This window comes from Actinomadura sp. WAC 06369 (assembly GCF_003947565.1).
Lineage (GTDB): Bacteria > Actinomycetota > Actinomycetes > Streptosporangiales > Streptosporangiaceae > Spirillospora > Spirillospora rifamycini.
On sequence record NZ_QHJN01000122.1, the window covers coordinates 1 to 24941 of the forward strand.

Here is a 24941-nt window from a genome sequence, read left to right on the forward strand (position 1 = left end):
GGTCATGCTCTGGCCGGGGGCGGGCGGGACGTGGTGTAGGTAGCCGCCGAACGCCCGGTCGCAGAACTCGGCGTAGTCCTGGGAATGCAGGAGGAAGGCGTGCCAGCCGTGGTCGACGGCCTCGGTCATCCCGATCCGCAGGGTCGGGTTGTCGGCACACGCCTGGAGCCAGATGAGGGTCTGCTCCATCACCTGCTCGGCGTAGGGCAGGGTGACCTGGCGGTCCTTGGCGACGTAGGCGGCGAGCTTGTCGAACAGGCCGGGGGCGTAGCCGAGCAACTCCCGGGGATTGCCGGGCTCGGCGGTCCGGACCGCCGGTTCGACGGTGAGGGTCATGTCGGGCTCCTCCTTGTTGGGGTTGGAGCGCGGCCGGTCCGCGCTCGCGACTCCAGGCGAGGACGCCTGGAGAGTCTCGTCAGCGGGGCTGTCCGGCGGCGCGCAGGATGCGGCGCAGGTGGGCGCGCCACGCGGCCCGCACGGCCAGCAGGCCCTCGTCGCGGGTGGGGAAGTTCCTGGGGCCGCCCGCCTGCGCGGGCTCGAGCCGCTCGCCGTTGGTGGTGAACGCCTCGTACGTGCCGTCACGGTGCCGGTGGACGTGGCCGAGGTGGATGCGGCCCAGCCACAGCGAGTCCACGCCCGCCGCCGCCCGGGGCTCGATCCAGTAGTCCTCGCCGAGGTCGTGGGAGACGTCGACGGCCCGCTGCCGCCAGGCGTCCCGTGCCCGGATCAGCGCGGCCTCGGCCGTCGGGTACCGACCGTCGGGCGCCGCGTCGGACGGAAGGGGAACGCCGTCCCGTCCGACGGCGGCCCAGTGCTGGTCCTCCTGCCGCGCCGCGCGGCCGACGACCTGGTTGCCCCACCACAGGCCGCGCTCGCGGTCGTCCTGCACCATCTCGACCCGGAACGCGTCGCTCAACTCGGGGACGCTGATCCACCAGCGGTCAGGCCGTGTCTCTTTCATGCCGGTCATGTGCCTCTCATCAGTGCGCTGCTGGGGGCCGCAGCCCCGGGACCGCGCCGTTCGCCCGGGGCCGCGGAGCTGGTGGGGACGGTGCGGCGCACGGCGGATGTACGCGACGCCGCCCCGGTCTTTTCTCCGGCTATGGGGGCTCGGAGGATGTCCTGGTCTGCAGGGCGGTGGGGCCGGTCACGTGGCACCGCCCCCGGCCGGTTCCCGCTTGCGGGCGCCTGTGAGCAGGACAGGGAGGCTGGTGATGTTGCTGATCCAGGTCGTGCCCGGACGGCGATGGCCGATGTGCCAGCGGCTGACGAAGACTGCGCGCATTCCGATCTGCGTGGCGGGGGAGATGTCGTGGGCGTAGTCGTTGCCGACCGAGAGGGCCTCCGCAGGGGCGGCGCCCAGGCTGTTCAGCACGTATGTGAAGGCGGCGGGGTCCGGTTTGGCGACGCCGATCTCGTGACTGAGGAACACCCGGTCGCCGAACAGCCCGTCGATGCCGACGGCGGCGAGCGCCGGGCGGCGGTCCTGCCAGGAGCGGGCATTGGACAGCAGCGACAGCGTCACCCCGGCCTAGGCGACCGCGAGCATGGCGTCCCTGGCAGCGGTGCTCACCGGCCGCATCCCGAGGTCGAGATCTACCGGATCGGCCCAGTCTGTGAGCGTCCGGCCGTAGTCCACCACGATGTGCGTGATGGTTCCGCCGTGGGCGGCGGCCCGGAACTCGGTCAGGTCGCGTTCTGGCATGGGTGTCCTCATCGGTGTGCGGGCTGGTAGATGACTCGGGGGCGGGCCGCAGTGGTACCGCGACCGGAGGGCTCAGGGCCGGGGATACGAGCGACGCCGCAGTACTGCAGCACTGGCGGCGCGTCCCAAGGGCTGGGGTCGGGGCGCCAGTGGGAGCAGGGCACGATGCCGGGGTGCAGCAGGTGCAGCCCGGTGAAGAACCCGGCGATCTGCGCGGGGGTGCGGGTCACGGTGGGGGTGCTGCCCAGCTCGGTCAGCAGCCGCATCGTGTCGCGCAGCAGCTCGCCGTGCAGTTCGGCGGTGGGGTGGGCAATGACCAGGTGGCTGCCGGGTGCGAGCCCGGCGACCAGCTCTGCGACGACGGCCTTCGCCTTGTGGTCGTCCGGGATGTGGCTCAGCACCCCCAGCATCAGCAACCCGACCGGCCGGGTGAGGTCCAGGGTGCGTGCCGCCTCGTCGAGGACGGTGCCGGTGTCGCGGGCGTCCGCGTTCACGATGTCGACGGCGCCTCGGTCGCTGGTGAGCTTGACGGCGGCGTGGGCCAGGACCAGCGGGTCGTTGTCGACGTACACCACGCGCGCGTCGGGGATGATGCGCTGGGCGACCTCATGAGTGTTGTCGACCGCGGGCAGACCGACGCCGATGTCGAGGAACTGCCCGATCCCCTCCCGGGTGGCGAGGTGGTGAACGGCGCGGTTGAGGAACGCGCGGGAGTGGCGGGCGGCGTCCACGATCCCGGGGACGAACTGGACGACCAGGTCGCCGGCGTGCCAGTCGGCCTCGAAGTTGTCCTTGCCGCCCAGCCAGTAGTTCCACAGGCGCGCCGCGTGCGGCACCTCGAATGCCGGATTTGTGAAAGGGAAGCCGCTGAGCTCGTCCAACATGGATCGCTTTCATTGCTAGGACGGGGAGAGTGAGCAGGAGGCCGTTGCCCCGGGGACGGGGGCGCCCGGGAGATGCACCCCCTCGAAGCACGGGGTCTATGCGCGAGCGCCCCGGCCGTCGGTGGGCGGTTTCTCCGCAGCGCGGACCAAGCCGATCCGGACGCGCTCGGCCGTGGCCCGCAATGCCAGGTCGGCCAGGGAGGTCGCCTGCACTGCACCCCATCTCCGCCATGAACGGCGTGATCGGGTAGGTCGCGCGGGCCTCCCACCGGCCGCCGGGCAAGTACTGCACTCGGAACAGGTGGGCGGTGTTCCTGGCGGCGGGCGAATTGGGGAATGGCGCGAACAGGTCCGTGAAGAAACGGACTGGAGCAACGACGTTGTGGGAAGGCAATGCCGCCTCCTGCTGCGATGCACGGGTGCGCTGTGGTCGATGCCCATGTTTCTGTGGCGGGTGCCACGGTGGGAGGGGGATGATGGGGGATGACCGTGGATGCCGGCCCCATCCCTGGGACGGAAGGTGCATCGCCAATGTCTTCCGACGCGACGGCGGCTGCGAAAAAGGCGATCGGGGCACGGCTCCGCCGGGTGCGGGAAGCGCCCCCGCGCTGGTCCCGCCCCGACTTGGCGCGGTTGCTGCGGGCGGCTGCGGACCCACGTGATCGAGCCACTTTGCCGCACGTGAAGACGCTCGCCGAGATGATCAAGCATTGGGAGAGCGGAAAGCACTCTCCGGGCGATCGCTACCGGCCGTTGTACGCGAAGGTGACCGGCCGATCCGAGGACGAGTTGTTCGGCGACGGACCGGGTTCCGATCCACTGGCCATGCTGTTGACGGAACCCGTCGCCGGAGATGGGGCGGTAGGGCTTCCGACGGTCGAGCGGGCCGAGGGGATGCTGCGACGCCTCTATCGGCTGGAAGCGGAGTTCGGCGGTGACGAGCTGGTCGCCGTGGTCGCCGAGCAGGTGGCGGCGGCCTCACGCGGATTCGCGACCGCGGCACTGGACCTGCGCGCCGAAAGGCGCCTCTACCTGGCGCTGGCCGGGTTGACCCAGGTCGCAGGGTGGCTAGCGATCGACGCCGCCCGGCCGGGTGTCGCCACCCGCCACTTGACGGCCACTGTCTACGCAGCTCATGAGGTCGACGATCTCGGATTGGCCGCGCATGCCATGGGCTACATGAGCCTGCATCACCTCTACCAGGGCAAGCCGCACAAGGCGCTCGCACTGGCCGACACGGCGAGCATGCTCGCTCGAGCAGAAGGCAGCCCTCGCACGCGGGCGATCCTGCACGAGCGGGCGGCCCGCGCGCACGCCGCCCTCGACGAGACCGATGCGTGCCGTCGGCGTCTCGACCGGGCCGAGACCGAATACGTCGCGGACGCCGGTGATTCTGAGCCCTCCTGGACGGGGTACGTGACCGAAGTCGAGATCGCTGCCCAGCGAGGTGCGTGCCTGCTGGGCCTGGGCTTGCACGACGAGGCTGTGGACGCGCTGCAGCACACCATCGCACTGCTGGAGACGGCCGCCCCGGACCATCTCCGCGACCTGGCGCATTACAAGACGCGTCTCGCCACCGCGCATCTGCGGCAGGGGGAGCCGGAACAGGCCGCGTACGTGGCCGAGCAGGCGCACGGACTGGCGCAGCAGATCGGATCCGCGCGGGTGAACGCACGGTTCCGCGAACTCGTCGTCGAGCTGGAGCCGTTCGACGTCCCACAGGTGCGGGAGCTGGTGGAGCGGGTCAAGGCCCGCTGACGTCCAGGACCGCGGCCACCACGGCGTCGGTGTCGCGCAGGTCGGGCAGGACGAGTTCGGCGCCGGCGGCCTTCAGATCGTCGATGGTGCTGGAGCCGGTGGCGACGGCGACGACTCGTGCGCCACCCTGGTGCCCGGCCTCGACGTCCTTGGGAGTGTCCCCGATAAGCACGGTCGTGGACGCGTCGAACGTCAGCCCGTATTTTCCCTCTGCACGCTGCCGGGCGAGCGCGACGAGCGGGGGACGTTCGGCGCCGTCCATCCCGTAGGCGCCGATGTCGAAGTCGACGAACCGGTCGAGGTCGAAGGCGGCCAGTTTGCAGCGGGCGATCGGTTCGGCGTTGCCGGTCAGCACCGACTGGACGATGTCGTCGCGCCCCGCCAGCGTCTGAAGGGCGTCGCGGGCACCGTGCAGAGCACGGCCTTGGGCGGCGAGCCGGTCTCGGTTGCTGTCGAAGGCGGCGGCGAGTGCCTCCGCGAACGAGGCCAGGAGCGCATCGGTCGGGACGATGCCGTGAAGCCGGAGGGTCTCGCTGGTGATGGCGAGGTCGGTGCGGCCGGCCATGTCCGCGAGCCGCTCGAACGGCTGCGCGGTCACCTTCACAAACGTGTCGCGGTAGAGCTCGCCGCTGAGGGGGCCTATCGACAGGAGGGTGTGGTCGATGTCCCAGAGCACCAGAATCGTCACGCTCGGATCGTAAGCGGCGAAGCTCATCGTTCGGGCGGCGAACGCGATCATCCCGAACTCTGCCGTTCCCCATGCGCTGGTATCTCCGATGCGCCAGTGCGCTTCCGCACCTGCTCAAGCGGCCGAGCTGAATGGGGTGCCAGCCACCCTCGGCAACGACTCCCTTCGGTTGAGATCGTCACGTGCGTCCTGCACCGCGAAACGCGCATCGAGCCCTCGTGACGCAGACCATCGAAATCGTTACTCTCTGTGTCGGAGGTGGCGGTGGGGCGTGAAGCGGGGGAGACCGCGACGAGGCTGTTGAAGGACATCGTCGAGGACGAGGTGCTCATCGCCTACAAGGAACTGCTCGTGCGGGACGGCTGCCTGAACAGCGAGGCGGCCGAGCTCCTCGGTGGCCCGGAGATGGTGGACGCCCTTACCGAGTCGGGAATGGCCTATGTCGAACCGGTCGGGCTGGCCCTCGAACCGCGGCTCGTGGCGATCCCGCCCGAACTGGCACTGCAGAGCAACCTCGCAGCGCTCTCTCGCAGGCTCATCGCCAAGCAGGAGCGGCTCCTTGAAGGGCATCGCCGCATGGCCGACGCCCATCCGTTCCCCGGGGCTCTGGAAGCCGAGGCCGAGCGGTTGGTGAGGGTCCTTACCAACCGGACCGAGATCGGGGACGTGTCCCGCGCGCTCCTCAGCACGGCACGGCAGCACTGGCTGACGCTCGAGAACTTCGCCATGGAGCGCCCCCTGGAGGAACTGGCCGGTATGCCTCCGCTGCCCACGTTCGAGGGTGAGGTCAGGTGCCGTTCCATCTATCAGGCGTCCTGCGCCGAGAGCCGGGTGGGCGCACGCATCATCGAGGTCAACGGCCAGGCGGGGGAGGAGGCACGCATACTTCCGAAGGTCGGCATGAAGATGAAGCTCGCCGACGAGGCGGTCGCGTTGCTGCCCTTGACCCAGACCGGCGCCTCAGGAGCACTGCTGGTGCTCTCTCCGCTCCTCGTGCGTGCACTCCGCCAGTACTTCGAACTGCTGTGGGAGCGAGCCGTCCCGCTCGGCGCCACCGAACCCGAACCGCCGGTGAACGACGTGCAGTGGCGGATCGTCCAGATGCTCGCCCAGGACATGACCGACGCCCGCATCGCACGCGAGCTCGGCATGTCGGTGCCGAGCGTGAGTCGGCACGTCGGTGTTATCCGCAAAAAGCTCGGTGCGGACAACCGTGTCGCCGCCGGTGCGGCCGCCGTCCGCCGCGGCTGGATCAAGTAGCAACCCTCGACGGAGGAGCCCCCGATGCTCGCGTACCTGGACTTCGTTCCTCGGCAACGCTTTCGCCAGGCCCTCGCCGTCTCCCCGGATGGGCAGATGGTCGCCTACATCGGCAACGCCGCTGGCAACTTCGACGTGTGGACGATGCCCCTGACCGGAGGACGGCCGTGTCAGCTGACGCGCCTGACGAACCAGGCGGTGTCACAGGTCGCGTGGGCACCGGACGGGAAGAGCCTGGTCTTCACCGCAGACCGCGAGGGCGACGAGCAGTTCAGGCTCTATTCCGTCGGCGTCGACGGCGAAGACCTCACCGAAATTAGTTCTGGGCCGGACTGCCAGCGCGTCCTCGCCGACGACCCGTTCGACGTGGACGGCCGCTACCTCGTCTACGCGGCGAACGATCGCGACGAAACCGTGCAAGACATCATCGTCCGGGACCTGGCCGACGAGTGCGAGCGTCGGGTCAGCCCGCCCGAAGGCGTCGTCTTCACCCCTGCCCGTGTCTCTCCCGACGGCCGGTGGCTGACCGTTCGCGGCAGCCGCTCGAACAGCGACGTCGCCACCTACCTGATCGACCTGTCGAACGCCGGAAACGCCCCCGTGTGCCTGACCGCCGAACACGGTAACGGCTTCTTCTCACCAGGGCCATGGGCGCCCGACTCGTCGGGCTTCTACCTGTGCACCGACCTCTGGGGCGAGTTCACCACGATCGGCTTCTACTCACTTCGCGATGCGTCCCTGACCCAGGTCACCACAAGCGAGTGGGACGTCGAGCTCATCGAAGCCAGCGGCGACACCCTGCTGTGGGCGACGAACGAGAATGGGCGCTCGGTCCTCCACGGCCGCAGGGACGGCGGCGACCTGTCGTTGCCGCAGCTCCCTCAAGGAGTGATCGATGCGCTGGCCATCACGCCCGACACGGAGAACGTCGTCCTGGAGATCGACTCGGCTGCCAGGCCGAGCGAGATCGGTGTGCTCGACCTCTCCACTGGTTTCCGGTACCTGACCGACACCCGTCCGCCCGCCCTCCAGACGGTGACCCCGGTCGAACCCGACATGATCACTTACCCGTCCCAGGACGGGCGCCGCGTGCACGCGCTGCTGTACCGGCCGAACAACACCGGGCCGCACCCCGTGCTGCTGTCGATCCACGGAGGCCCCGAGGCGCAGGAACGTCCCGAATACGCCTACGCCGGCCTGTACCAGTATCTGCTCGCCCGCGGCATCGCCATCCTCGCACCGAACATCGCCGGCTCCACCGGCTACGGCCTCGCCCACCAGCTCCTGGTCTACCGCGATTGGGGCGGCCCCGACCTGGACGACCTCGACCACGCGGTGCGGTACTTGCAGGCGCATCCGGACATCGACGCCGACCGGATCGCGGCGATGGGTGGTTCGTACGGCGGCTTCGCGACCCTGTCCTGCCTCGCCCGCCTTCGCGGCCCATGGGCCGCCGGAGTGACGATCTGCGCGCCGTCCAACCTGCTCACGCTCGCCACAGCCTGCCCACCCACGTGGAAAGCCATGGTCGCCGCCGTCCTCGGCGACCCCGACACGGACGCCGAACACCTCATCCAACGCTCGCCCATCACCTACGCGGACGGGATCGACACGCCGTTGTTCGTCATCCAGGGTGCTCACGACCCGCGTGTCCCACAGGACGAGTCCGACCAGATCGTCACCCGACTTCGCGAACGCGGCATCGACGTCCGGTACGACATCTACCCCGACGAGGGACACGGCTTCACCAACCGCGACAACGAGATTCGAGCCTACGGAGACATCGCGGAGTTCCTCGTCACGCACCTGCTCGACAAGTAAGGCACTCGATCCTTGTCTCGGACATCGTCACCGTTCGCCCTGTTCAGGGACTGGACGGTCTCACCCCTGTTCGTCTCCCGCGTCATCTCGAGCACGAGCGTGGGGATGGGGCACATCGCGCTCGCCTGGGGCGTCATGGGCATGGGCTACGGCGCCCGCGAACTCTCCCTCGTCGTCGCCTGCAACGCCTTCCCAGCCCTGCTCATCCTCGGCGGAGGCGTCCTCGGCGACCGCTTCCGGCGTCACCACGTCCTCATAGGCGCGGAGTTGCTCGCATGCACCGCGTGGTTGGCGCTCGGGGCGACCTTCTTCATGGAGAAGGCCCCGCTGGCGTTGCTCTGTTCGCTGGCCGGCGTCGGGGGAGTCGCGACGGCCGTCTTCCTGCCGACGGTTCGAGGCATCATCGCCGACCTCCTCGCCAGCACGAAGCGACCGGCGGGGAACGCGCTGATCAACCAGACCGAGTCCGCCGGACACCTCATCGGCTTCGTGACGTCCGGCGCCGTGGTCACTCTGGTCGGGCCCGCCTGGGCAGCCGGGGCACGAGGGGCACTGTGCGGCATCAGCGCCATGATCCTCACTCGCCTGGCAACCCATCACCCAGGACGAGCCACCGCCAACCCCCTTCGCGACCTGTGGAGGGGCTGGCGCGCGTTCAAGAGCCGCCCCTGGGTCTGGCTCATCACCCTGCACTACACCGCGATCACCACGGCGATGGTCTGCTATATGAAGATCGCCGGACCGCTCTACACCGCCGACGGGCACGGCGGAGCCTGGGCGTGGGGCATCATCGGTGCGGCTCAGCCTCTCGGAGCCCTGGCCGGCGCCGCGGTCGGGGCTCGCTGGCGGCCGGCTCGCCTCCTCTACATCACAGTGCTCCTGCCCGCGTCCGTGTCTCTGCCGATGTTCCTGATGGGAGGCGGAGCCCACTGGCAGGCCATCGCGGTGGCCGCAGTCGTGCCCGGTGCGTTGCAAGCGACCTACTACGTCTTCTGGACGACAGCACTGCAGGCCAACATCCCGTCGGCCGTCCTGGTCCGGGTGAACAGCTGGAACATGGTCACGAGCTACGTGCTCATGCCCGTGACCGTCCTTTTCTCCGGCCCGCTGGTGGCGAACTTCGGACCACAGGCCATCGTCTCCGCAGCCGCTCTGACGGCCCTCGGCGCAACGGCGTTGACGCTGCTGGCTCTAAGGCTGCTTCCCGACGTCGAAGCGGCCACGGACGTCAGCAGCCTTCGGAAGACGTCGTCGGTACTGGCCTGAGCCGGAGAGGTTCACATCGACCATGGCTAGTGACTACGTGGGTGTGCAGAGCAGCCCCCTCGCGGCGAGGGCACGACGGCTCCTGGAAGGCATGATGCCTGAAGAGCTCCTCGCACCCTATGTCGCATTACTGGTTCGCGAGCGCTACCTCCTCGCGGAGGCACGGCACCTGTTCGAAGAAGGCCACAGCGTGGACCGCCTCATCGCCGAAGGAATGGCGTACCTACAGGACGATGGCGCGGATGGACGGTCGGTGCTCATCCCGGCGTCTCCCGATCTGGTGTTGCAGCGAGCCCTCGCCCGGCATGCCGAAGACCTGGCGGCCGAACATCGGCGGCTACTGGACGGCCAGGAGCGGCTGCGCGAGGCCCACGCGGCGCAGGAAGCCGCAGCAGACAGGTCCATGGACCAGTTGGTGCAGATCGTCACCGATCAGAACAGGATCCACGAGCTGGAAGGGACCATGGCCGGTTCGGCACAGCGCGACTGGTTGCTCCTCGGCGACCGTCTGGGCGGCGACCGGCCCACCAAGCCGCCGACCTCGAGGATCGACTCCGGCAAGTGCCGCGCCATCTACGAGATGAACCGCATCGAGGAGCCCGCCGCACGTGAGCGAATCGATGCCCTCGTACGAGCAGGCGGGACTGTTCGGCTTCTCCCTCAGCTCGCCGTGAGCATGAGGCTCGCTGATGAGGCCATCGCCTTGCTGCCCCTGGCCGAAGGCGAGTCGGCGGAAGCGTTGCTGGTCCAGTCATCGGTGATCGTCGGCGCCCTTCGGGAGTACTTCGAGCTTCTCTGGGCGAACGCCACGCCCTACGGCATCCCAGAGGATGGCGAGGGGCCGCTGCCACCGGCGTAGATGAAGGTCCTTCGCCTGTTGGCGCAGGGCATGACCGAGAAGGCCATAGCCGGCCAGGTAGGAGTGAGCATCGCCACGGTCGGCCGCCACGTCAACACCATCCGAGATGCCCTCGGCGTGGAGGGCCTCTTCGCGATCGGAGTCGTGGCGGCGCAGCGCGGCCTGCTCGATTAGGCCATACCGAACGCCCCACTCGCCGGTGCACCGAGTCGCGAGGCGACGCAACGATGATCTACTAAAAACGGCATCGCACCACTCCGATGACCATAGTTGTTGGTGCGGGCGTCATGGGGCAGGCTGTAACGCAGGCAGTCGCGGGGGCCTCGCAGCGCCTGCGGCCTCGAACCGTCTTCTGGAGAGAAGGGAGCCCTGCATGATCAAACTCAGCCCGTTGATGCTGGAGGGCATCTCGCAATGGACGAAGTCGACACCCACACCGACGAGGACATTGAGCGGCTCGCCGCCGACCTGTTCGGGCACGTGCGCGACCTCAATCAGGCGGCCGAAGGACGGTCCGGGCGGATACGGCCCGTGGCCCTGCACTCCGTCCTGGGAAATCTGGCACAGACCGCGTTCGGTCTGGCCCGAGCCGCCGAACAGATCGACGCCGTGCTCGACCGGGAACTCTCGGCGGGGCGGCTCGGGCACGGCAGCGGCCTCGACCCCACACCGGTTGTCGTCCAAGCGCACGACGCGCTGGCGCGGGCGCACGAGCATGCCGCTGAACTCGGCGAGTCGTTCCGGCGTTCCCAAGGGGCACTGACCGCCGTCCACGGCACGACGGACGATGCGGACACGCTGGACAAGGGAGAAGTGGCTGCTGCCGAGCAAACATCGCCGGACCTCGAACCGGCCAAGAACGACTTCCCCACCTCCATCAAGGAGGCGCTGGCCGGGCAGGCCAAGCCGGAGCCTCCTGCGACGCAGCGCCCCGCGACGCCGCATCCTTCGCGCCCCAGGCGCGAACCTTAGAACGTCATTGGCGAACGCGCAGGCTCTGGGAAGAGGCCAGGACGCCCAGCCGTGCTCACGCCGGACGCGTCTGGATTGTCCCTGTCATCTGGTGCCCCTCGGGGACCTGGGGACGCCGCACTCGTCGGCGTCCCCGGGGCAGGTGTTCCGCTGTCGGGTCAGGTGGTGATGGCGCTTTCGAGGAGTGGTCGGTGGCGGAGCATCCAGGCTGCCGATCGTGCTCGCCAGGCGAGGGCCCAGAGCGGCGCGGCGTCGGTGCTGTCGGGGGTGATTCGTGCCGTGACGGCCTCGGCGGCGCAGTCGCGGATGGCGTACTCGATCATCCGCGTCACGAGCGGCCGCCGGTCAGGGACGGCCAAGCCGTAGCCGTCCAGAAAATGGCGCAGTTGGGCGGCGCGGGCTGCGGCGTCGGGCAGGTTCTGTCGTTCGGCGACGTCGTCATCGTGGAGCTGTGCGTTCAGCCAGCCGGTGGCGGCGATCTCGTCGAGACGGTCGGTGGGGCCGGCGGTCGGCCAGTCGATGAAGGCGACGGGCAGGCCGTCGCGCGCGACGATGTTCCAGGGCCCGGTGTCGCGGTGGCTGATGACGGCGTCGGGTGCGTCGGAGTGAAACGGCCATGGGTGCCATTGGGCTCCCGGAGGAGGTCGGAAGGTGGCGGTGGCCTCATGGAGGTCGCGCAGCAGCCTGCCGACGTGCCAGATCCCTTCGTCGCTCCAGGCGTGGGGATGGACGAAATCGCCGTCGATGTAGGTGAGGGTTTCGCGGCCGTGGCCGTCGTGGCCGTTGCCGACCACGCGGGGGCTGCCGGGGAAGCCGACGGCCTCCAGGTGATCGAGCAGGGCATGGACCGCCGGGGTCCATGGTCCGGCGGGGCGCAACACGGTGTCGCCGTGGCGCGAGACCGGAGTGGGCTGGCCTTCGGGGCCGGTGAGCGGCTGAAAGGAGGAGTGCGAAGACATCGGTGCTCCTTGATCGAATGCGTGAAGCGTTGGGTTTCTCGCACGCGAGACCGCAGGGACGGTGTCCCTGGGACGGGATCGCTTCGAGCTCAGGAGCGCATGGCGAGGTGACGGCCGCCCGCTCTGGGGCCGGCGGCGGTGGTGTCGTTCAGACTGTGGCGCGCTCCGCGGCCGAAGCGGTGGCCGTGGCCTCGCCAGAAACCTTGATGGTCATGAAGGACCTCCCGCGATCGGGCCGGTGACGTCATCGAAACGCTGTCACGGGCGCTGATGCCTCTGCAACACCATTCCGGGGTCCCCGCTCGTCCTGGCGGTGATCAGCGGTGCTCAGCCGACGCGGGGCAAGAAATGCAAATCATAATGATTTGGCTGTGGACCGGGCGCGGTCCACAGTCGGCGGCCGGATCGAGCGCGATCCGGTGAGGGGTGGTCTTGACGGACGAGGACCTGACAGGGGTGCCGCCGCCCCGCAGAGCTACACGGCGGAACAAGAGAACTCATCGTTCACCACGGCGCGACCATGCCGTTTTCATCGCACTGTCGGAGGAAGAGCACGCCTGCATAACAGCGGCCGCCGAACGTGAGTATCTCGCGACTGCCGCGTGGGCTGCACAGACGCTGCTGGCGGCGGCGAACGGTTCGGCCCGTCCCGAGTATGCGGAATTCAGGGAGATCCTTGGTGCCGTCATACAGGCGTCCGGCCAGGCGCGCCGCATCGGCGTGAACCTCAACCAGGTGGTCGCGGCGCTGCATTCGGGGGAGTCGCTTCCTCAGATTCGCTGGTACGCCGAGGCTGCGGCGCGGACGGTCGACAAGCTCGACGAGCTCGCCGAGGAGCTTCGTCGTCGCCTTCCCTGATCCTCGTTCGCGGCCCGGGAGGCGTGGGTGATCGGGAAGGTGCTGCGCGGCAAACGGGTGCAGGGCCTGCTTCGCTACCTGTATGGTCCCGGCCGCCACGGCGAGCACCAGAACCCGCGCATCGTGGCGGGGTTTCGCGCGCCTGCGGAGCTAGAACCCCGCCGCCGCGAAGATGGACGACGCGACTTCGGCCAGCTGGACGGCCTGCTGATGCAGCCAGTCGCTCAGTTGGGCGAACGCAGCTTCGGCAAGCCGGTGTGGCACCTGTCGCTGCGGGCGGCACCGGACGACCCGGTGCTGTCCGACCGGCAGTGGGCGCAGATCGCGGACGAGGTCATGGTCCGCAGCGGACTGGGCGCGGACGGCGACGCGGACGGCGTCCGCTGGATCGCCGTCCGCCACGCCGACGACCACATCCACATTGTGGCGACGTTGGCACGTGCGGACGGTGTGCGGCCGAACGTCTGGAACGACGGGTACCGAGTCCGCGACGCATGCCTGGCCGTGGAGCGTCGGTTCGGCCTGCGGTCCACCGCTCCGGCCGACCGGACGGCCGCGCGGCGGCCGAAACGGGCGGAGTCCGAGAAAGCCGTCCGCCGCGGACGAAAAGAGCCGCCGCGGACCGTTCTCCGACGGGCGGTGCAGACGGCGGCGGCCGGAGCAGCGGACGAGCACGCGTTCTTTGCCCGCCTGAGCAGCGAGGGCGTGCTGGTTCGACGGCGGTACAACCAACGGACGTCCGGCCAGATCACCGGCTATGCCGTCGCCCTACCCGACGACCGGACTGCCGACGGGGCACCGGTCTGGTAGGGCGGCGGAAAGCTCGCCGCCGACCTCACCCTTCCGAAGCTGCGTCAGCGGTGGACGGCGGACGAGTTCGGCCGGCACCTGTCCGCGCCGTCCGCCCGGGCCGTACTGCGGACGGCCGTCCGCCGCGCCGCGGACGACGCGTGGACGGTCCACCAGTTCGCGGACGAACTGCGGCGGAGCGGCCTGCTGGTCAAGTTTCGCCACAGCCAGCGATGCCCCGATCAGATCACCGGCTACGCGGTCGCTCTCCCATCCCACAACGGCGAAGAACCCACCTGGTACCCAGGCAGCCGCCTCGCCGAGGACTTGTCGCTGGCCAAGCTGCAAGCGCGCTGGAAGACCCCGAACTCGCCACGGCGAATAACGGCATACGACCTCACGCCGGAGGAACGCCACGCCTTCTACGAGGACGCGGCCAAGGCGGCGGCGTACGCGACGGCTCAAGTCCGTCGCCATCTGGCGACCAATCCGTACGCCGCGCAGGACGCTTGCTGGGCGGCCGCAGACGTGCTGAACGCCGCGGCCGCAGCCACGGGGAACCGCCACCTTCTCCGTGCGGCTCACGCCTACGACCGCGCCGGCCGAGCTCCACACGGCCGCATTCCCCGTCCCAGCCCGGCGGGCAACGCGCTACGCGCGGCGGCCCGGCTGCTGAGACTGGCCGGCGCGCCGAAGGACGACCTCGCCGTGTCGGTCCTGACACTCGTCGCGAATCTGCTTTCGCTGCTGGAGACGATCGCCCACGTTCGTCGACTCCAGCAGCACCAGGCGCAAGCCGAAGCCGCCCGCACCGCGACGCGGCACCTGGGAGACGTTCGTCCTGCCCCTGCCTCCTCGCAGGCGATGCTCGCCTTGGCGGGCTTTCCTGGCCCATGGCGTCCGTCGGGAGCCAACGTGCCGCAGAGGCCGACTTCCAAGCCGCCGAGCCCTTCGGGGCGGCGCCGGTCCCCAGCGCGCTGACCATCTATAGGCCTCCAACACGCCGACCTAACTACTTTGATTGACCGCGCTCCGGGCGTCCTGCATCGTTCTACTCAAGGACTTTGGTTGATGGCCCAGTGGATTCATCAGCGAATGCCAACGTGGGAGCGATGGGAACACAGGTCGGCAGGAAGCCGAGGACCGAACGCGAGGAGCGGCGTGCGCGCCTCCTCCGCCTGCGGTTCGAGCTCGGGCGCCTGGGCATCTCGACGCGGGTCCGCAAGCCGCGGAACGGACGGTGGCAACTGCGGGTGCACCGCAACGGCTGGTCCGAGACCGTTCTTTGCGCGGGTGCTGAGGACGCTTACGCGTACGTCACCGCTCATGGCCGACTGCTCGGCACGACCAACGAAGCGCGACACGTCGCCCGGCTCCTGGACTGGATGCTGGAGAGGCGGCTGCGGTGAGCAGAAGCCGTCGTCCAGCGCCTAGGGCCTGTCCGGTGAATCTTGGTGTTCGGCTGAGGTTGATCTTGGGTTGTGGGTTGATGGTGTGTCGTGGTGCGACGGCATGAGTTGACCGATGCGGCGTGGCGGCGGATCGAGCCGCTTCTGCCCGCTCAGCCCGCCCGGGGCGGCCGGTGGGCCGATCACCGCACGGTGCTGAACGGCATCTTGTGGAAGCTGGCGACCGGTGTCCCCTGGCGGGACCTGCCGGAGCGGTACGGCAACTGGAAGACCGTTCATGAGCGGTATCGGCGGTGGGCCGCCGACGGCACCTTCGACCGCGTCCTGACCCAGGTGCAGGTCCATGACGACTCGATCGGCCGTATCGACTGGACCGTGAGCGTGGACTCCACGATCGTGCGCGCGCACCAGCACGCGGCCGGTGCCCGCAAAAAGGGGAACCGGGCGGGACGAACCGGACACCCGGGCGGGCATTCGGGGAGGCGCTCGGGCGGTCGCGGGGCGGGCTGACCACCAAGGTCCATGTGGCCGCCGACGGGCGCGGCCTGCCGCTGTCGATCGTGGTCACCGCCGGGAACGTCAACGACTGCACCGCTTTCCCGGACGTGCTGGAGGCGATCCGGGTGCCGCGGGCCGGGCGGGGACGACCGCGGTGTCGGCCCGTCCGGTTGATCGCCGACAAGGCCTACAGCTCGGCCGCGATCCGCCGGTCCCTGCGAGAGCGGGGAATCGCCGCCACCATCCCCGAACGCGCCGACCAGAAGGCCGGACGCGCCCGCCGCGGGTCACGCGGCGGGCGCCCTCCGGTGTTCGACCCGAACGTCTATCGGCGCCGCAACGTGGTCGAACGCTGCATCGGCCGCTTGAAGCAATGGCGCGGCATCGCCACCCGGTTCGACAAACTCGCCCGCAACTACCGGGCGGGAATCGTCCTGGTCACTGTCCTGCTCTGGATCAACACATGATCCACCGGACACGCTCTAGGGCGGCGGGATGACCGCCGCCGGCCGTGACAAACGAGAACAAGTACGGATGCAGGCCGCGCAGTGGTTCGCCGAAGGATGGCCCAACGCCCGGATCGCCGCCGATCTGCGGGTCGGGCTGCAAATGGCGGCGGGCCTGGCGCGAGGGCGGGGCCGAGGCGCTGCGGTCCAAGGGCCCGCATGGACGGCCGCGGCTGGACCGGGCGGCTGGAGGCCGAGTTGAACCGCGGCCCCGCCGCGCACGGCTGGGCCCATGACCAGCGGTGGACGTTGGAGCGGGTCGCCGAGGTGATCCGCCGGCTGTTCGGCGTCGACTACACCCGGCCCGGGGTGTCGCTGCTGCTGCGCCGCAACGGCTGGTCGGTGCAGGTCCCCGGACGCCGCGCCATCGAACGCGACGACCGGGCGATCGAGGTGTGGAAAGAGCAGGTGTGGCCGCAAGTGGAAACACCGCGGCGGACCTGGGCGCCTGGATCTGCTTCGAAGACGAGGCCGGTCAAGGGCTCAGGCCGCCCCGAGGACGCACCTGGAGCCGCCGGGGACACCGCCCGCAGGTGAGGGTGCACGGCGGCGAGCACGGCTCGCGGGTCTCGATCGCCGGGATGGTCTGCTACCGGCCCGGCCACCGCTCCCGCCTGATCTACCGGATCCACCGCTACCGCCGCCGCAAAGACGAACGCGCCGGCTTCACCCTCACCGAGTACACACGCATGCTCCAGGCCGCTCACCAGCAGTTGCCGGGCGGGAGGATCGTGCTGGTGTGGGACAACCTCGGCATCCACCCCCAAAGCGATGCGTGCATTCATCGATGATCACGCCGACTGGCTGACGGTGTTCTACCTGCTGGCCTACGCCCCCGAGCTGAACCCGGCCGAGACGGTGTGGTCGCCTGCGGCGCGCGGCATCGGATGGGCGCTGCTTCGGGCATGGTCCGACGACCGTCCGGGGTTGTCGTCGGGGCCTCGGCAGCATTCGCGCGAAGTGCGGTGCCCCTGGTTCGGGGCGTTGCCCGGTCGGACCGCGTCCTGCGGATATCCCGGAGGGGCTTGAGGCGTGACGTCATGTTCGTCCGCGCGGCAGTGTAAGTGCGGAGTCCGGTGCCGTCCCCTCCGCCCAAGTCAAAGTGTTCAACTGAGTCGGTTTGGTCTCTGCCGCGTTGTTACTCTCTACCTGCGTTCAGACGAGGTGAGTTAAATCATGGGACCGGCCGGGGGCTGATTGGCAGGTGGACCAGGGTCGGGTGTATCCCCCGTTACACCCGGCCCTTTCTTTCTCGGCGGCCCGCCGAGGCGCAGGTGACAGGGCGAAGAGTCGCGCGCGGGAGATGTCGGTACGGTGAACGAATCGGTGTAGAGGCGCCGGCGGCCGGTCGCGTGGGAACGTTCCTTTGCTATGCCTTCGTCGGGAATTGTCGTGGATGTGAATGCGGAGGTGACAGTGAGAATGGCAGGAGGGCGCACTCCCAACGTGTATCTCAGAGGGGGGTCTCCACCGGAGATCGCCGATGAGGAACGGCTGCGCTTCGTTTCCGATATCAATGTGCCCAACGTCAAGATCCTGTGCGGTAACAGGTACGAGCACTTCGAGGCGAGCCCCGAGGTCGCCCAGGTGGACGGCATCGAACTTCGGATCTTCGTGTGGTCCCGCCGCACGTACGTGGCGGAGTAGTGAGCGAACGCCGCGGCGGCGGCCGAGCCGACCATCGGCGCCGGTCCATGATTCGCCATTCAAGAGAGACGCTGTATTGGCGAAAGTCGGCCGTTCGTTGGAGCGTTCAACTGCTTCGGAAGATCGGCGGTTGAACGGTGGTCGGAAGTCTGCGTCCGTTGATATAAACCTCCAGGGAAAGTGGTCGGTCGGCGCCGGGTCCGGCTGTCGTCCAGGCATCTGATTGTTCGAAAGGGATGGCGAAGATGGGGCACAAGTACTCTCTGATCCTCAGTCGGCAGATCTCCGATGACGAATTGTCCGTCCTGGGCGAGCTCGGTCTCGGAGAGGCGCTCTTCTCGACGACTTCACTTCCTACGAACGCCGACGTGACCGTGACGAAGATCGAGGTCGACGACACGGTTTCGACCTCGCTGGCCGACGCGATCGAAATGGGCCTCGAAGCGGTGAAGAAGGTGCCGGATCTCGTCGCCGCCGGCCTCACCGTTCCGGCCGTGCCCAAGGAAGCGGCCGACGGGGCCGCCGAGTCCGCGGTGAAGGCCGGGGGTGCGATCGAGGGATCTCCCGTCGCCTAGCGGGCGAACGCGGAATTCCTGAGGCGTTGCCGGTTCGCTGCGGCGGGAACGGAGTGCGAAATGGCCGACGAACACCAGTTGCGCGACTATCTCAAGGTCGTGACGGCCAGGTTGCGCAGCACTCGTTCCGAGCTGCGGGAGCTGGAGGCGCTCAGGCACGAGCCCATCGCCGTCGTGGGCATGGGCTGCCGGTACCCGGGCGGCGCCGACGTGCCCGAGAAGCTGTGGCGGCTGGTCGCGGCGGGCGACGAGGCGATCGCCGACTTCCCGGCGGACCGCGGCTGGGACACCGCCGGCCTGTACGACGACCTCGAGTTGACCGGATCCACCACCCGCAAGGGCGGGTTCCTGTACGAGGCCGCCGACTTCGACGCCGACTTCTTCGGGATCAGCCCGCGCGAGGCGCTCGCGATGGATCCGCAGCAGCGGCTGCTGCTGGAGACGTCCTGGGAGGCGATCGAGCACGCCGGTATCGACCCGACGACGCTGCGGGGCTCCCGGACCGGCGTCTTCGCGGGCGTGTACTCGTCCGCCGTGGCCTACGGCGGCGACGGCGACCTGGACTTCGGCGAGGCCGCCGGCCATCTGCTCACCGGCACGGCCAACAGCGTCCTGTCCGGCCGGATCTCCTTCACCCTCGGGCTGGTCGGCCCGGCCGTGACGGTCGACACGGCCTGCTCCTCCTCGCTAGTGGCCCTGCACCTGGCGGTCCAGGCGCTGCGTGGCGGTGAGTGCGAGCTCGCCCTGGCGGGCGGGGCGACGGTGATGTCCTCGCCCGCCCTGTTCCGGGAGTTCTCCCGGCAGCAGGGCCTGGCCGCGGACGGCCGCTGCAAGCCCTTCTCGGCGGACGCCGACGGCACCGGCTGGGGCGAGGGCGCCGGCATGGTGGTGCTGGAGCGGCTGACGGACGCGCAGCGGCTGGGGCACCCGGTTTTGGCGGTCGTCCGCGGCAGCGCCGTCAACCAGGACGGTGCCTCCAACGGGCTTACCGCGCCGAACGGGCCCTCGCAGCGCCGCGTCATCCGGGCGGCGCTGGAGAACGCGCGGTTGACGGCCGCCGACGTGGACGCGGTGGAGGCCCACGGGACGGGCACCGCCCTCGGCGACCCGATCGAAGCGCAGGCCCTGCTGGACACCTACGGCCGAGCCGCCGAGCGGCGGGCGGACCGGCCCGTGTGGCTGGGGTCGGTGAAGTCCAACATCGGGCACACGCAGGCCGCTGCCGGAGTCGCCGGCGTGATCAAGATGGTGATGGCGCTGCGGCACGGGTCGCTGCCCCGCACCCTGCACGCGGAGACGCCGTCGGAGCGCGTCGATTGGGCGTCCGACCGGATGCGCCTGCTGCGGGATCCGGTGGAGTGGGTGCGGGACGAAGGCGGCCCGCCTCGCCGCGCCGCCGTCTCCGCGTTCGGCATCAGCGGCACCAACGCGCACCTGATCCTGGAGGAGCCGCCGGAGCCGGCGGACCGGACGGAGGGGGACGCGGAGGCACCCGCGCCGACCGTCCTGCCGTCCGCGGCGGCGTGGGTGCTGTCCGGGAGGACGCCTGAGGCGCTCGCCGCGCAGGCCCGCAAGCTCGCCGACCACCTCGCCGGGGACTCCGCCGCCGGCAACCCCGGGCCGCCGCCGTCCGCGGTGGCCTGGTCGCTGGCAGGCCGGACCGCGTTCGAGCACCGCGCGGTGCTGCTGCCGCCCGCCCCGGCCGACGGCCTGGCGGCGCTCGCCGCCGGGGAGCCTGCCGCGGACGTCGTGACGGGCGAGGTGCGGGCCGCCCGCACCGGCCGAACGGTGTTCGTCTTCCCGGGGCAGGGCGGCCAATGGATCGGGATGGGGCGCGAACTCGCCGAGGTCTCGCCGGTGTTCCGCGACCGGCTGGCCGAATGCTCGGCCGCGCTCGCCCCGTACGTGGACTGGACGCTCGACGACGTTCTGGCCGGGCGGCACGGGTTCGAATCCGCGGCCGTGGTGCAGCCGGCGCTGTGGGCGGTGATGGTGTCGCTCGCGGCGGTGTGGGAGGCCGCGGGCGTCGTCCCGGACGCGGTCGTGGGCCACTCGCAGGGCGAGATCGCCGCCGCCGCCGTCTCCGGCGCCCTGACTCTGGACGACGCCGCGAAGGTCGTCGCGCTGCGCAGCCGCACGCTGACGGCGCTGGCGGGCCGCGGAGGCATGATGGCCGTCGAGGACGCGCCGGGCACGGTGCGCGAACGGCTGGAATCCTTCGAGGGGCGGCTGTCGGTCGCGGCGGTCAACGGCCCGTCCGCGACCGTGGTCTCCGGGGACGCCGACGCGCTGCGCGAGCTCGCGGACCGGCTCCCCGACACCCGCACGCGAATCCTCCCGGTCGACTACGCCTCCCACAGCCCCCACGTGGACGAACTGCGCGAGGAGATCCTCGCCGGCCTGCACGGGATCCGGCCGCGGGAAGCGCGGATCCCGATGATCTCCACCATGAGCGGGGAGCGGCTCACCGGGCTGGAGCTCGACCCCGCCTACTGGTACGCCGGGTTGCGCGAGACGGTCGAGTTCGCCCGCGCGGTACGGACCCTCGGTGAGGACGGGCACGACACCTTCGTCGAGGTGTCCCCGCATCCCGTCCTGGCCATGGCCGTCGGCGAGGAACTCGCGGACCGCGATCCCGTCGTCGTCGCCACGCTGCGCCGCGAGGACGGCGGTGCGCGGCGCCTCCTGCACTCCTTCGGGGAGGCGTACGTCCAGGGCGTTCCCGTCGACTGGACCGCCGTGCTGAGCCCCGCCGACCGCGTCGACCTGCCCACCTACGCCTTCCGGCGCAGCCGCTACTGGCCGCGCCGCGCCGAGCCCGTCCAGGGAGCGGCCGCCGCCGCGTTCGCGGACGACGACTGGCGGTACCGCGCCGCCTGGGAACCGCTCGGCCCCGCCGAACTTCCCGCTCTAGACGGAATCTGGCTGGTCGTGGCCCCTGACGCGGACGCCGCCGACCCGGACCGGTACGTGCGGGCGCTGGCCGCGCACGGCGCCGAAGCCGTCGTCGTCCGCACCGGGGCGGCCGACCGCGCCGCGCTCACCGCCGACCTCGCCCGCGCGCTCGGCGGCGCTTTCCCGGGCGGGACCGGTACACCGGCCGGTGTGCTGTCGCTGCTCGCGCTCGACGCGCGCCCGCTGCCCGACGCCCCCGCCGTCCCGTTCGGCACCGCCGCCACCCTCGCCCTGGTGCAGGCTCTCGGCGACGCCGCCGTCGGGGCACCGCTCTGGGCGGTCACGCGCGGCGCCGTGTCCGCCGCGCCCGGCGACGCGCCGCCCGAGCCCGCCCAGGCGCAGGTCTGGGGCCTCGGCCGGGTCGCCGCGCTGGAGCACCCCGGCCGCTGGGGCGGGCTGATCGACCTGTCCGGGCAGTGGGACGGCGGGACCGCGGCCCGCCTCGCCGCCGTCCTCGCGGACGGCACCGAGGACCAGGTCGCGCTCCGCCGCGCCGGCGCGTTCGCCCGCCGCCTGGAACGTGCCCCCCGCGCTGCCCGCGCGGACGCACCCGCCGGGTCTTGGACGCCGCGCGGTACCGTGCTCGTCACGGGCGGCACCGGCTCCATCGGCCCGCACCTGACCGGATGGCTGGCCGAGCGCGGCGCGCCGCGCATCGTGCTGCCCACCCGCTCCGGACCGGGCGCGGCGCCGGCGGCGCACGCCGCGTCCCTCGCCGCGGCCGGGACCACCGTCGACGTCCTCACCTGCGACCTCGCCGACCGGACGGCCGTGGCCGCGCTGCTCGACCACGTCGCGGCGACCGGGCCGGAACTGTCCACGGTGCTGCACGCCGCCAACTCCTTCCACCTCACCCGCCTGGAGGACACCGGCCTCGACGGCCTGACCGCGTCGCTCGCCGCCAAGGCCGCCGGCGCCGACCACCTGGACGACCTGGTCGCCGACGTGGACGAGTTCGTCCTGTTCTCGTCGATCGCCGCGGCGTGGGGCAGCGCCGAGCACGGGACGTACGCCGCCGCCAACGCCCACCTCGACGCGCTCGCCGAGCGGCGCAGGGCCCGCGGCCGCCCCGCGCTCTCTCTGGGCTGGGGTGTGTGGGACACCCGGGACTGGGCCGCGCCGGACGCCTTCGGCCCGAACGGCCCCGCCACCATCACCGGCGACGCTCTGCGCCGCCAGGGCACCCGCTTCCTGGACCCCGGGCCCGCGCTGGACGCGCTGGGCCGTGTCCTCGCCGACGGGGCGGCGGCCACCGGCCCCTACCTGGCTCTCGCCGACATGGACTGGGCGCACTTCGCGCCGGTGTTCACCGCGGCCCGGCGAAGCGCCCTGCTGGAGCGGATTCCAGAAGCCCGGCAGACCGCCGACGGCGCGCCCGGCGGCGAATCGGCGGCGGAGACCGGGACGGGCCCGGCCGGCGATTTCGCCCGCCGGCTGGCCGCGGTATCCGACCCCGTGCGGCTGGCCGCGGAACTGGTCCGGGGCCACACGGCCGCCGTGCTCGGCCACCGCGACGCGGCGGACGTCGCCACCGACCGGGCGTTCCGCGACCTCGGCCTCGATTCGCTGACGGCGGTCGAGCTGAAGAAGCGGCTGTCGGCCTCCACCGGGCTGCGGCTGCCCTCCTCGATCGTCTTCGACCGCCCCACCCCCGCTGCGCTCGGCGCGCACCTCGTCGCGGCCCTGCTCGGCGACGGCGCGGCCGACGAGGCGACCGCCCGGAACATGGCACCGTCCGGCGGCGCGGCCGACCCCGGGGCCGACTCGGGCGAGCCGCTCGCCATCGTCGGCATCGGCTGCCGGTTCCCCGGCGGGGTCACGACCCCCGACCAGTACTGGGACATCCTCGCCGCGGGCGCCGACGTGATCGGCGGCCTGCCCACCGACCGGGGCTGGGACGCCGACCTGTACGATCCCGATCCCGACCGGCAGGGGAAGTCCGTCACCCGCGCGGGCGGTTTCCTCTACGACGCCGCCGAGTTCGACGCCGGTTTCTTCGGGATCAACCCCCGCGAGGCTGTCGCGATGGACCCGCAGCAGCGGCTGCTGCTGGAGACGTCCTGGGAGGCGCTGGAGCGCGCGGGGATCGCGCCCGGGTCGCTGCGCGGCGCCTCCGTCGGCGTGTTCGCGGGCGCCACCCTGACCGGATACGGCGCCGAGCTCGCCGACGGCGACCCGGCCGCCGAGGGATACCTCGTCACCGGCCACTCCAGCAGCATCATCTCCGGCCGCGTCGCCTACACCCTCGGCCTGGAGGGGCCGGCCCTCACCATCGACACCGCGTGCTCCTCCGGCCTGGTCGCCCTGCACATGGCGGGCCGGTCGCTGCGCGCGGGCGAGTGCGAGCTGGCCCTGGTCGGCGGCGCCATGGTGATGTCCACCCCCGCCCAGCTGGTCGGCTTCTCCCGGCAGCGCGGTCTGGCGCCCGACGGGCGCTGCAAGCCGTTCGCGGCCGGGGCCGACGGGATGGGCCTGTCCGAGGGCGCCGCGACCATCGTTGTCGAACGCCTTTCGGACGCGCGGCGGCTGGGCCATCCGGTCCTGGCGGTGGTGCGGGGGACGGCGGTCAACCAGGACGGCGCGTCCAACGGCCTCACCGCCCCGAACGGGCTGTCCCAGCAGCGGGTGATCCGCGCCGCGCTGGACGCGTCCGGGCTGACCGTCGACCAGGTCGACGCGGTCGAGGCGCACGGCACCGGCACGCCCCTCGGCGACCCCGTCGAGGCGGGCGCCCTGCTGGCCACCTACGGGCGGGAACGGACGGCCGACCGGCCGGTGTGGCTCGGCTCCGCCAAGTCGAACATCGGGCACACCCAGACCGCCGCCGGCCTCGCGGGCCTGATCAAGATGGTGCTGGCGATGCGCCACGGGACGCTGCCCCGCACCCTGCACGCCGACGAGCCCTCCCCGGAGATCGACTGGGAGTCGGGCGGCGTGCGGCTGCTGACCGAGCAGCGCCCGTGGGACACGCGGGACGGCGCGCCGCGCCGCGCGGGCGTGTCCGCGTTCGGCATGAGCGGCACCAACGTCCACGTGCTCATCGAGCAGACGCCCGAGCACGTCGACCCGCCGCAGGAGGACGCGGCGGAGCCGTCCGACCCGCCGCTGCTCGCCCCGCTCACGGACGTGACCGCGTGGCCGTTCGCCGCGCACGGCCCCGCGGCGCTGGCCGCGCAGGCCGGCCGCCTGCGGGAGTTCGCCCTCGCCCCGCAGGCGCCCGAACCCGCCGCCGTTGCGCACGCGCTGGCCGCCACCCGGAGCCGCTTCGACCACCGGGCCGTGGCCGTCGGCACCGACCACGCCGGCTTCGGCGAGGCGCTGGCCGCGGTGATGACCGGCCGGCGCGACGAGGACGTCCGCATCGGAGAGAGCGCCGCCCGCGGTTCCCGCGTGGCGTTCGTCTTTCCCGGTCAGGGGAGCCAGTGGACCGGGATGGGGCGGCGTTTGTTGGTGGAGTCGCCGGTGTTCGCGGCGCGGTTGGCGGAGTGTGCGGAGGCTCTCGCGCCTCATGTGGAGTGGGATCTGGTGGAGG

The 24941-nt window shown here is 70.9% G+C and carries 24 protein-coding genes; 17 read left to right on the forward strand and 7 right to left on the reverse strand.

Annotated features, from left to right (window positions below):
* From DMH08_RS27710 to DMH08_RS27725, 5 genes are all read right to left on the reverse strand, one after another.
* On the reverse strand, nt 1-336 hold a 336-nt coding region (locus DMH08_RS27710), incomplete at its 3' end, for a glycine-rich domain-containing protein (protein WP_442778654.1).
* A gap of 79 nt (nt 337-415) precedes the next feature.
* Nucleotides 416-970, reverse strand: coding sequence for a hypothetical protein (locus tag DMH08_RS27715; protein WP_125618705.1), 555 nt, complete (start codon nt 968-970; stop codon nt 416-418).
* A gap of 177 nt (nt 971-1147) precedes the next feature.
* Nucleotides 1148-1525, reverse strand: a complete 378-nt coding sequence (locus DMH08_RS27720; protein ID WP_125618707.1) for an HAD family hydrolase — start codon at nt 1523-1525, stop codon at nt 1148-1150.
* Between the two features lie 6 nt (nt 1526-1531).
* Nucleotides 1532-1705 (reverse strand): hypothetical protein, encoded by a 174-nt coding sequence (locus tag DMH08_RS40400; protein WP_158642409.1) that lies wholly within the window; start codon nt 1703-1705, stop codon nt 1532-1534.
* 8 nt (nt 1706-1713) lie between these two features.
* Nucleotides 1714-2589 (reverse strand): SAM-dependent methyltransferase, encoded by an 876-nt coding sequence (locus DMH08_RS27725; protein WP_125618709.1) that lies wholly within the window; start codon nt 2587-2589, stop codon nt 1714-1716.
* 681 nt (nt 2590-3270) lie between these two features.
* Here DMH08_RS27725 and DMH08_RS27730 point away from each other — a divergent pair.
* A complete protein-coding gene (locus DMH08_RS27730; protein WP_125618711.1) occupies nt 3271-4347 on the forward strand; it encodes a tetratricopeptide repeat protein in 1077 nt (358 codons plus the stop codon).
* Here the strand turns inward: DMH08_RS27730 and DMH08_RS27735 are convergent.
* On the reverse strand, nt 4334-5086 hold the full coding sequence (locus tag DMH08_RS27735) for an HAD family hydrolase (protein ID WP_199748041.1): 753 nt from the start codon (nt 5084-5086) through the stop codon (nt 4334-4336). The genes DMH08_RS27730 and DMH08_RS27735 overlap by 14 nt on opposite strands.
* Nucleotides 5087-5335: 249 nt before the next feature.
* Between DMH08_RS27735 and DMH08_RS27740 the strand changes: the two genes are divergently transcribed.
* The 6 genes from DMH08_RS27740 to DMH08_RS27765 all read left to right on the forward strand — a co-directional run bounded on the left by DMH08_RS27740 (nt 5336) and on the right by DMH08_RS27765 (nt 11213).
* The gene (locus DMH08_RS27740) at nt 5336-6295 is read left to right on the forward strand and encodes a LuxR C-terminal-related transcriptional regulator (RefSeq protein WP_125618713.1); all 960 of its coding nucleotides are present in this window, start codon (nt 5336-5338) and stop codon (nt 6293-6295) included.
* 24 nt (nt 6296-6319) lie between these two features.
* Nucleotides 6320-8116: a S9 family peptidase gene (locus DMH08_RS27745; RefSeq protein ID WP_125618715.1), complete on the forward strand. Its 1797-nt coding sequence runs from the start codon at nt 6320-6322 to the stop codon at nt 8114-8116.
* A 12-nt stretch (nt 8117-8128) separates the two neighbouring features.
* The gene (locus tag DMH08_RS27750; RefSeq protein WP_125618717.1) at nt 8129-9382 is read left to right on the forward strand and encodes an MFS transporter; all 1254 of its coding nucleotides are present in this window, start codon (nt 8129-8131) and stop codon (nt 9380-9382) included.
* Between the two features lie 94 nt (nt 9383-9476).
* Nucleotides 9477-10241 carry a hypothetical protein gene (locus tag DMH08_RS27755; RefSeq protein ID WP_125618719.1) on the forward strand — a complete coding sequence of 255 codons (765 nt, stop codon included), beginning with the start codon at nt 9477-9479 and terminating at the stop codon, nt 10239-10241.
* Nucleotides 10242-10415 (forward strand): LuxR C-terminal-related transcriptional regulator, encoded by a 174-nt coding sequence (locus DMH08_RS27760; RefSeq protein ID WP_125618721.1) that lies wholly within the window; start codon nt 10242-10244, stop codon nt 10413-10415.
* Nucleotides 10416-10655: 240 nt separating this feature from the next.
* Nucleotides 10656-11213 (forward strand): hypothetical protein, encoded by a 558-nt coding sequence (locus DMH08_RS27765; RefSeq protein ID WP_125618723.1) that lies wholly within the window; start codon nt 10656-10658, stop codon nt 11211-11213.
* Between the two features lie 158 nt (nt 11214-11371).
* On the opposite strand, the gene DMH08_RS27770 is transcribed toward DMH08_RS27765, so the two are convergent.
* Nucleotides 11372-12172 (reverse strand): aminoglycoside phosphotransferase family protein, encoded by an 801-nt coding sequence (locus DMH08_RS27770; protein WP_125618725.1) that lies wholly within the window; start codon nt 12170-12172, stop codon nt 11372-11374.
* 432 nt (nt 12173-12604) lie between these two features.
* Between DMH08_RS27770 and DMH08_RS27775 the strand changes: the two genes are divergently transcribed.
* From DMH08_RS27775 to DMH08_RS27820, 10 genes are all read left to right on the forward strand, one after another.
* Nucleotides 12605-13030, forward strand: coding sequence for a hypothetical protein (locus DMH08_RS27775; RefSeq protein ID WP_125618727.1), 426 nt, complete (start codon nt 12605-12607; stop codon nt 13028-13030).
* Between the two features lie 27 nt (nt 13031-13057).
* A complete protein-coding gene (locus DMH08_RS27780) occupies nt 13058-13840 on the forward strand; it encodes a relaxase/mobilization nuclease domain-containing protein (protein WP_125618729.1) in 783 nt (260 codons plus the stop codon).
* Between the two features lie 306 nt (nt 13841-14146).
* Nucleotides 14147-14800, forward strand: a complete 654-nt coding sequence (locus DMH08_RS27785) for a hypothetical protein (protein WP_125618731.1) — start codon at nt 14147-14149, stop codon at nt 14798-14800.
* Nucleotides 14801-14931: 131 nt separating this feature from the next.
* Nucleotides 14932-15228 carry a hypothetical protein gene (locus DMH08_RS27790; RefSeq protein ID WP_125618733.1) on the forward strand — a complete coding sequence of 99 codons (297 nt, stop codon included), beginning with the start codon at nt 14932-14934 and terminating at the stop codon, nt 15226-15228.
* 93 nt (nt 15229-15321) lie between these two features.
* Nucleotides 15322-16193 (forward strand): IS5 family transposase gene (locus DMH08_RS27795; protein WP_233617842.1). Its coding sequence is split into 2 segments (ribosomal slippage): nt 15322-15682 and nt 15682-16193, totalling 873 coding nucleotides; the frame shifts between segments, so codons are not numbered across the junction.
* Between the two features lie 198 nt (nt 16194-16391).
* Nucleotides 16392-16769 (forward strand): helix-turn-helix domain-containing protein, encoded by a 378-nt coding sequence (locus DMH08_RS41915; protein WP_233617843.1) that lies wholly within the window; start codon nt 16392-16394, stop codon nt 16767-16769.
* Nucleotides 16685-17023 (forward strand): transposase, encoded by a 339-nt coding sequence (locus DMH08_RS27805; RefSeq protein WP_233617844.1) that lies wholly within the window; start codon nt 16685-16687, stop codon nt 17021-17023. The genes DMH08_RS41915 and DMH08_RS27805 overlap by 85 nt, the downstream gene beginning before the upstream one ends.
* Before the next feature lie 631 nt (nt 17024-17654).
* The gene (locus DMH08_RS41920; protein ID WP_125618741.1) at nt 17655-17879 is read left to right on the forward strand and encodes a DUF5988 family protein; all 225 of its coding nucleotides are present in this window, start codon (nt 17655-17657) and stop codon (nt 17877-17879) included.
* Nucleotides 17880-18124: 245 nt separating this feature from the next.
* Nucleotides 18125-18454 (forward strand): hypothetical protein, encoded by a 330-nt coding sequence (locus DMH08_RS27815; protein ID WP_125618735.1) that lies wholly within the window; start codon nt 18125-18127, stop codon nt 18452-18454.
* Between the two features lie 60 nt (nt 18455-18514).
* Nucleotides 18515-24941 (forward strand): type I polyketide synthase (locus DMH08_RS27820; protein ID WP_125618737.1); only part of this gene is annotated, 6427 nt, incomplete at its 3' end.

Coding starts and splice junctions, on each gene's coding strand:
- DMH08_RS27815 (WP_125618735.1), top strand. CDS start 18,125: ATGGGGCACAAGTACTCTCTGATCCTCAGTCGGCAGATCTCCGATGAC.
- DMH08_RS27735 (WP_199748041.1), bottom strand. CDS start 5,086: ATGATCGCGTTCGCCGCCCGAACGATGAGCTTCGCCGCTTACGATCCG.
- DMH08_RS41920 (WP_125618741.1), top strand. CDS start 17,655: ATGGCAGGAGGGCGCACTCCCAACGTGTATCTCAGAGGGGGGTCTCCA.
- DMH08_RS27755 (WP_125618719.1), top strand. CDS start 9,477: ATGCCTGAAGAGCTCCTCGCACCCTATGTCGCATTACTGGTTCGCGAG.
- DMH08_RS27745 (WP_125618715.1), top strand. CDS start 6,320: ATGCTCGCGTACCTGGACTTCGTTCCTCGGCAACGCTTTCGCCAGGCC.
- DMH08_RS27725 (WP_125618709.1), bottom strand. CDS start 2,589: ATGTTGGACGAGCTCAGCGGCTTCCCTTTCACAAATCCGGCATTCGAG.
- DMH08_RS41915 (WP_233617843.1), top strand. CDS start 16,392: ATGGACGGCCGCGGCTGGACCGGGCGGCTGGAGGCCGAGTTGAACCGC.
- DMH08_RS27770 (WP_125618725.1), bottom strand. CDS start 12,172: ATGTCTTCGCACTCCTCCTTTCAGCCGCTCACCGGCCCCGAAGGCCAG.
- DMH08_RS27715 (WP_125618705.1), bottom strand. CDS start 970: ATGACCGGCATGAAAGAGACACGGCCTGACCGCTGGTGGATCAGCGTC.
- DMH08_RS27790 (WP_125618733.1), top strand. CDS start 14,932: ATGGGAACACAGGTCGGCAGGAAGCCGAGGACCGAACGCGAGGAGCGG.
- DMH08_RS40400 (WP_158642409.1), bottom strand. CDS start 1,705: ATGCCAGAACGCGACCTGACCGAGTTCCGGGCCGCCGCCCACGGCGGA.
- DMH08_RS27765 (WP_125618723.1), top strand. CDS start 10,656: ATGGACGAAGTCGACACCCACACCGACGAGGACATTGAGCGGCTCGCC.
- DMH08_RS27760 (WP_125618721.1), top strand. CDS start 10,242: ATGAAGGTCCTTCGCCTGTTGGCGCAGGGCATGACCGAGAAGGCCATA.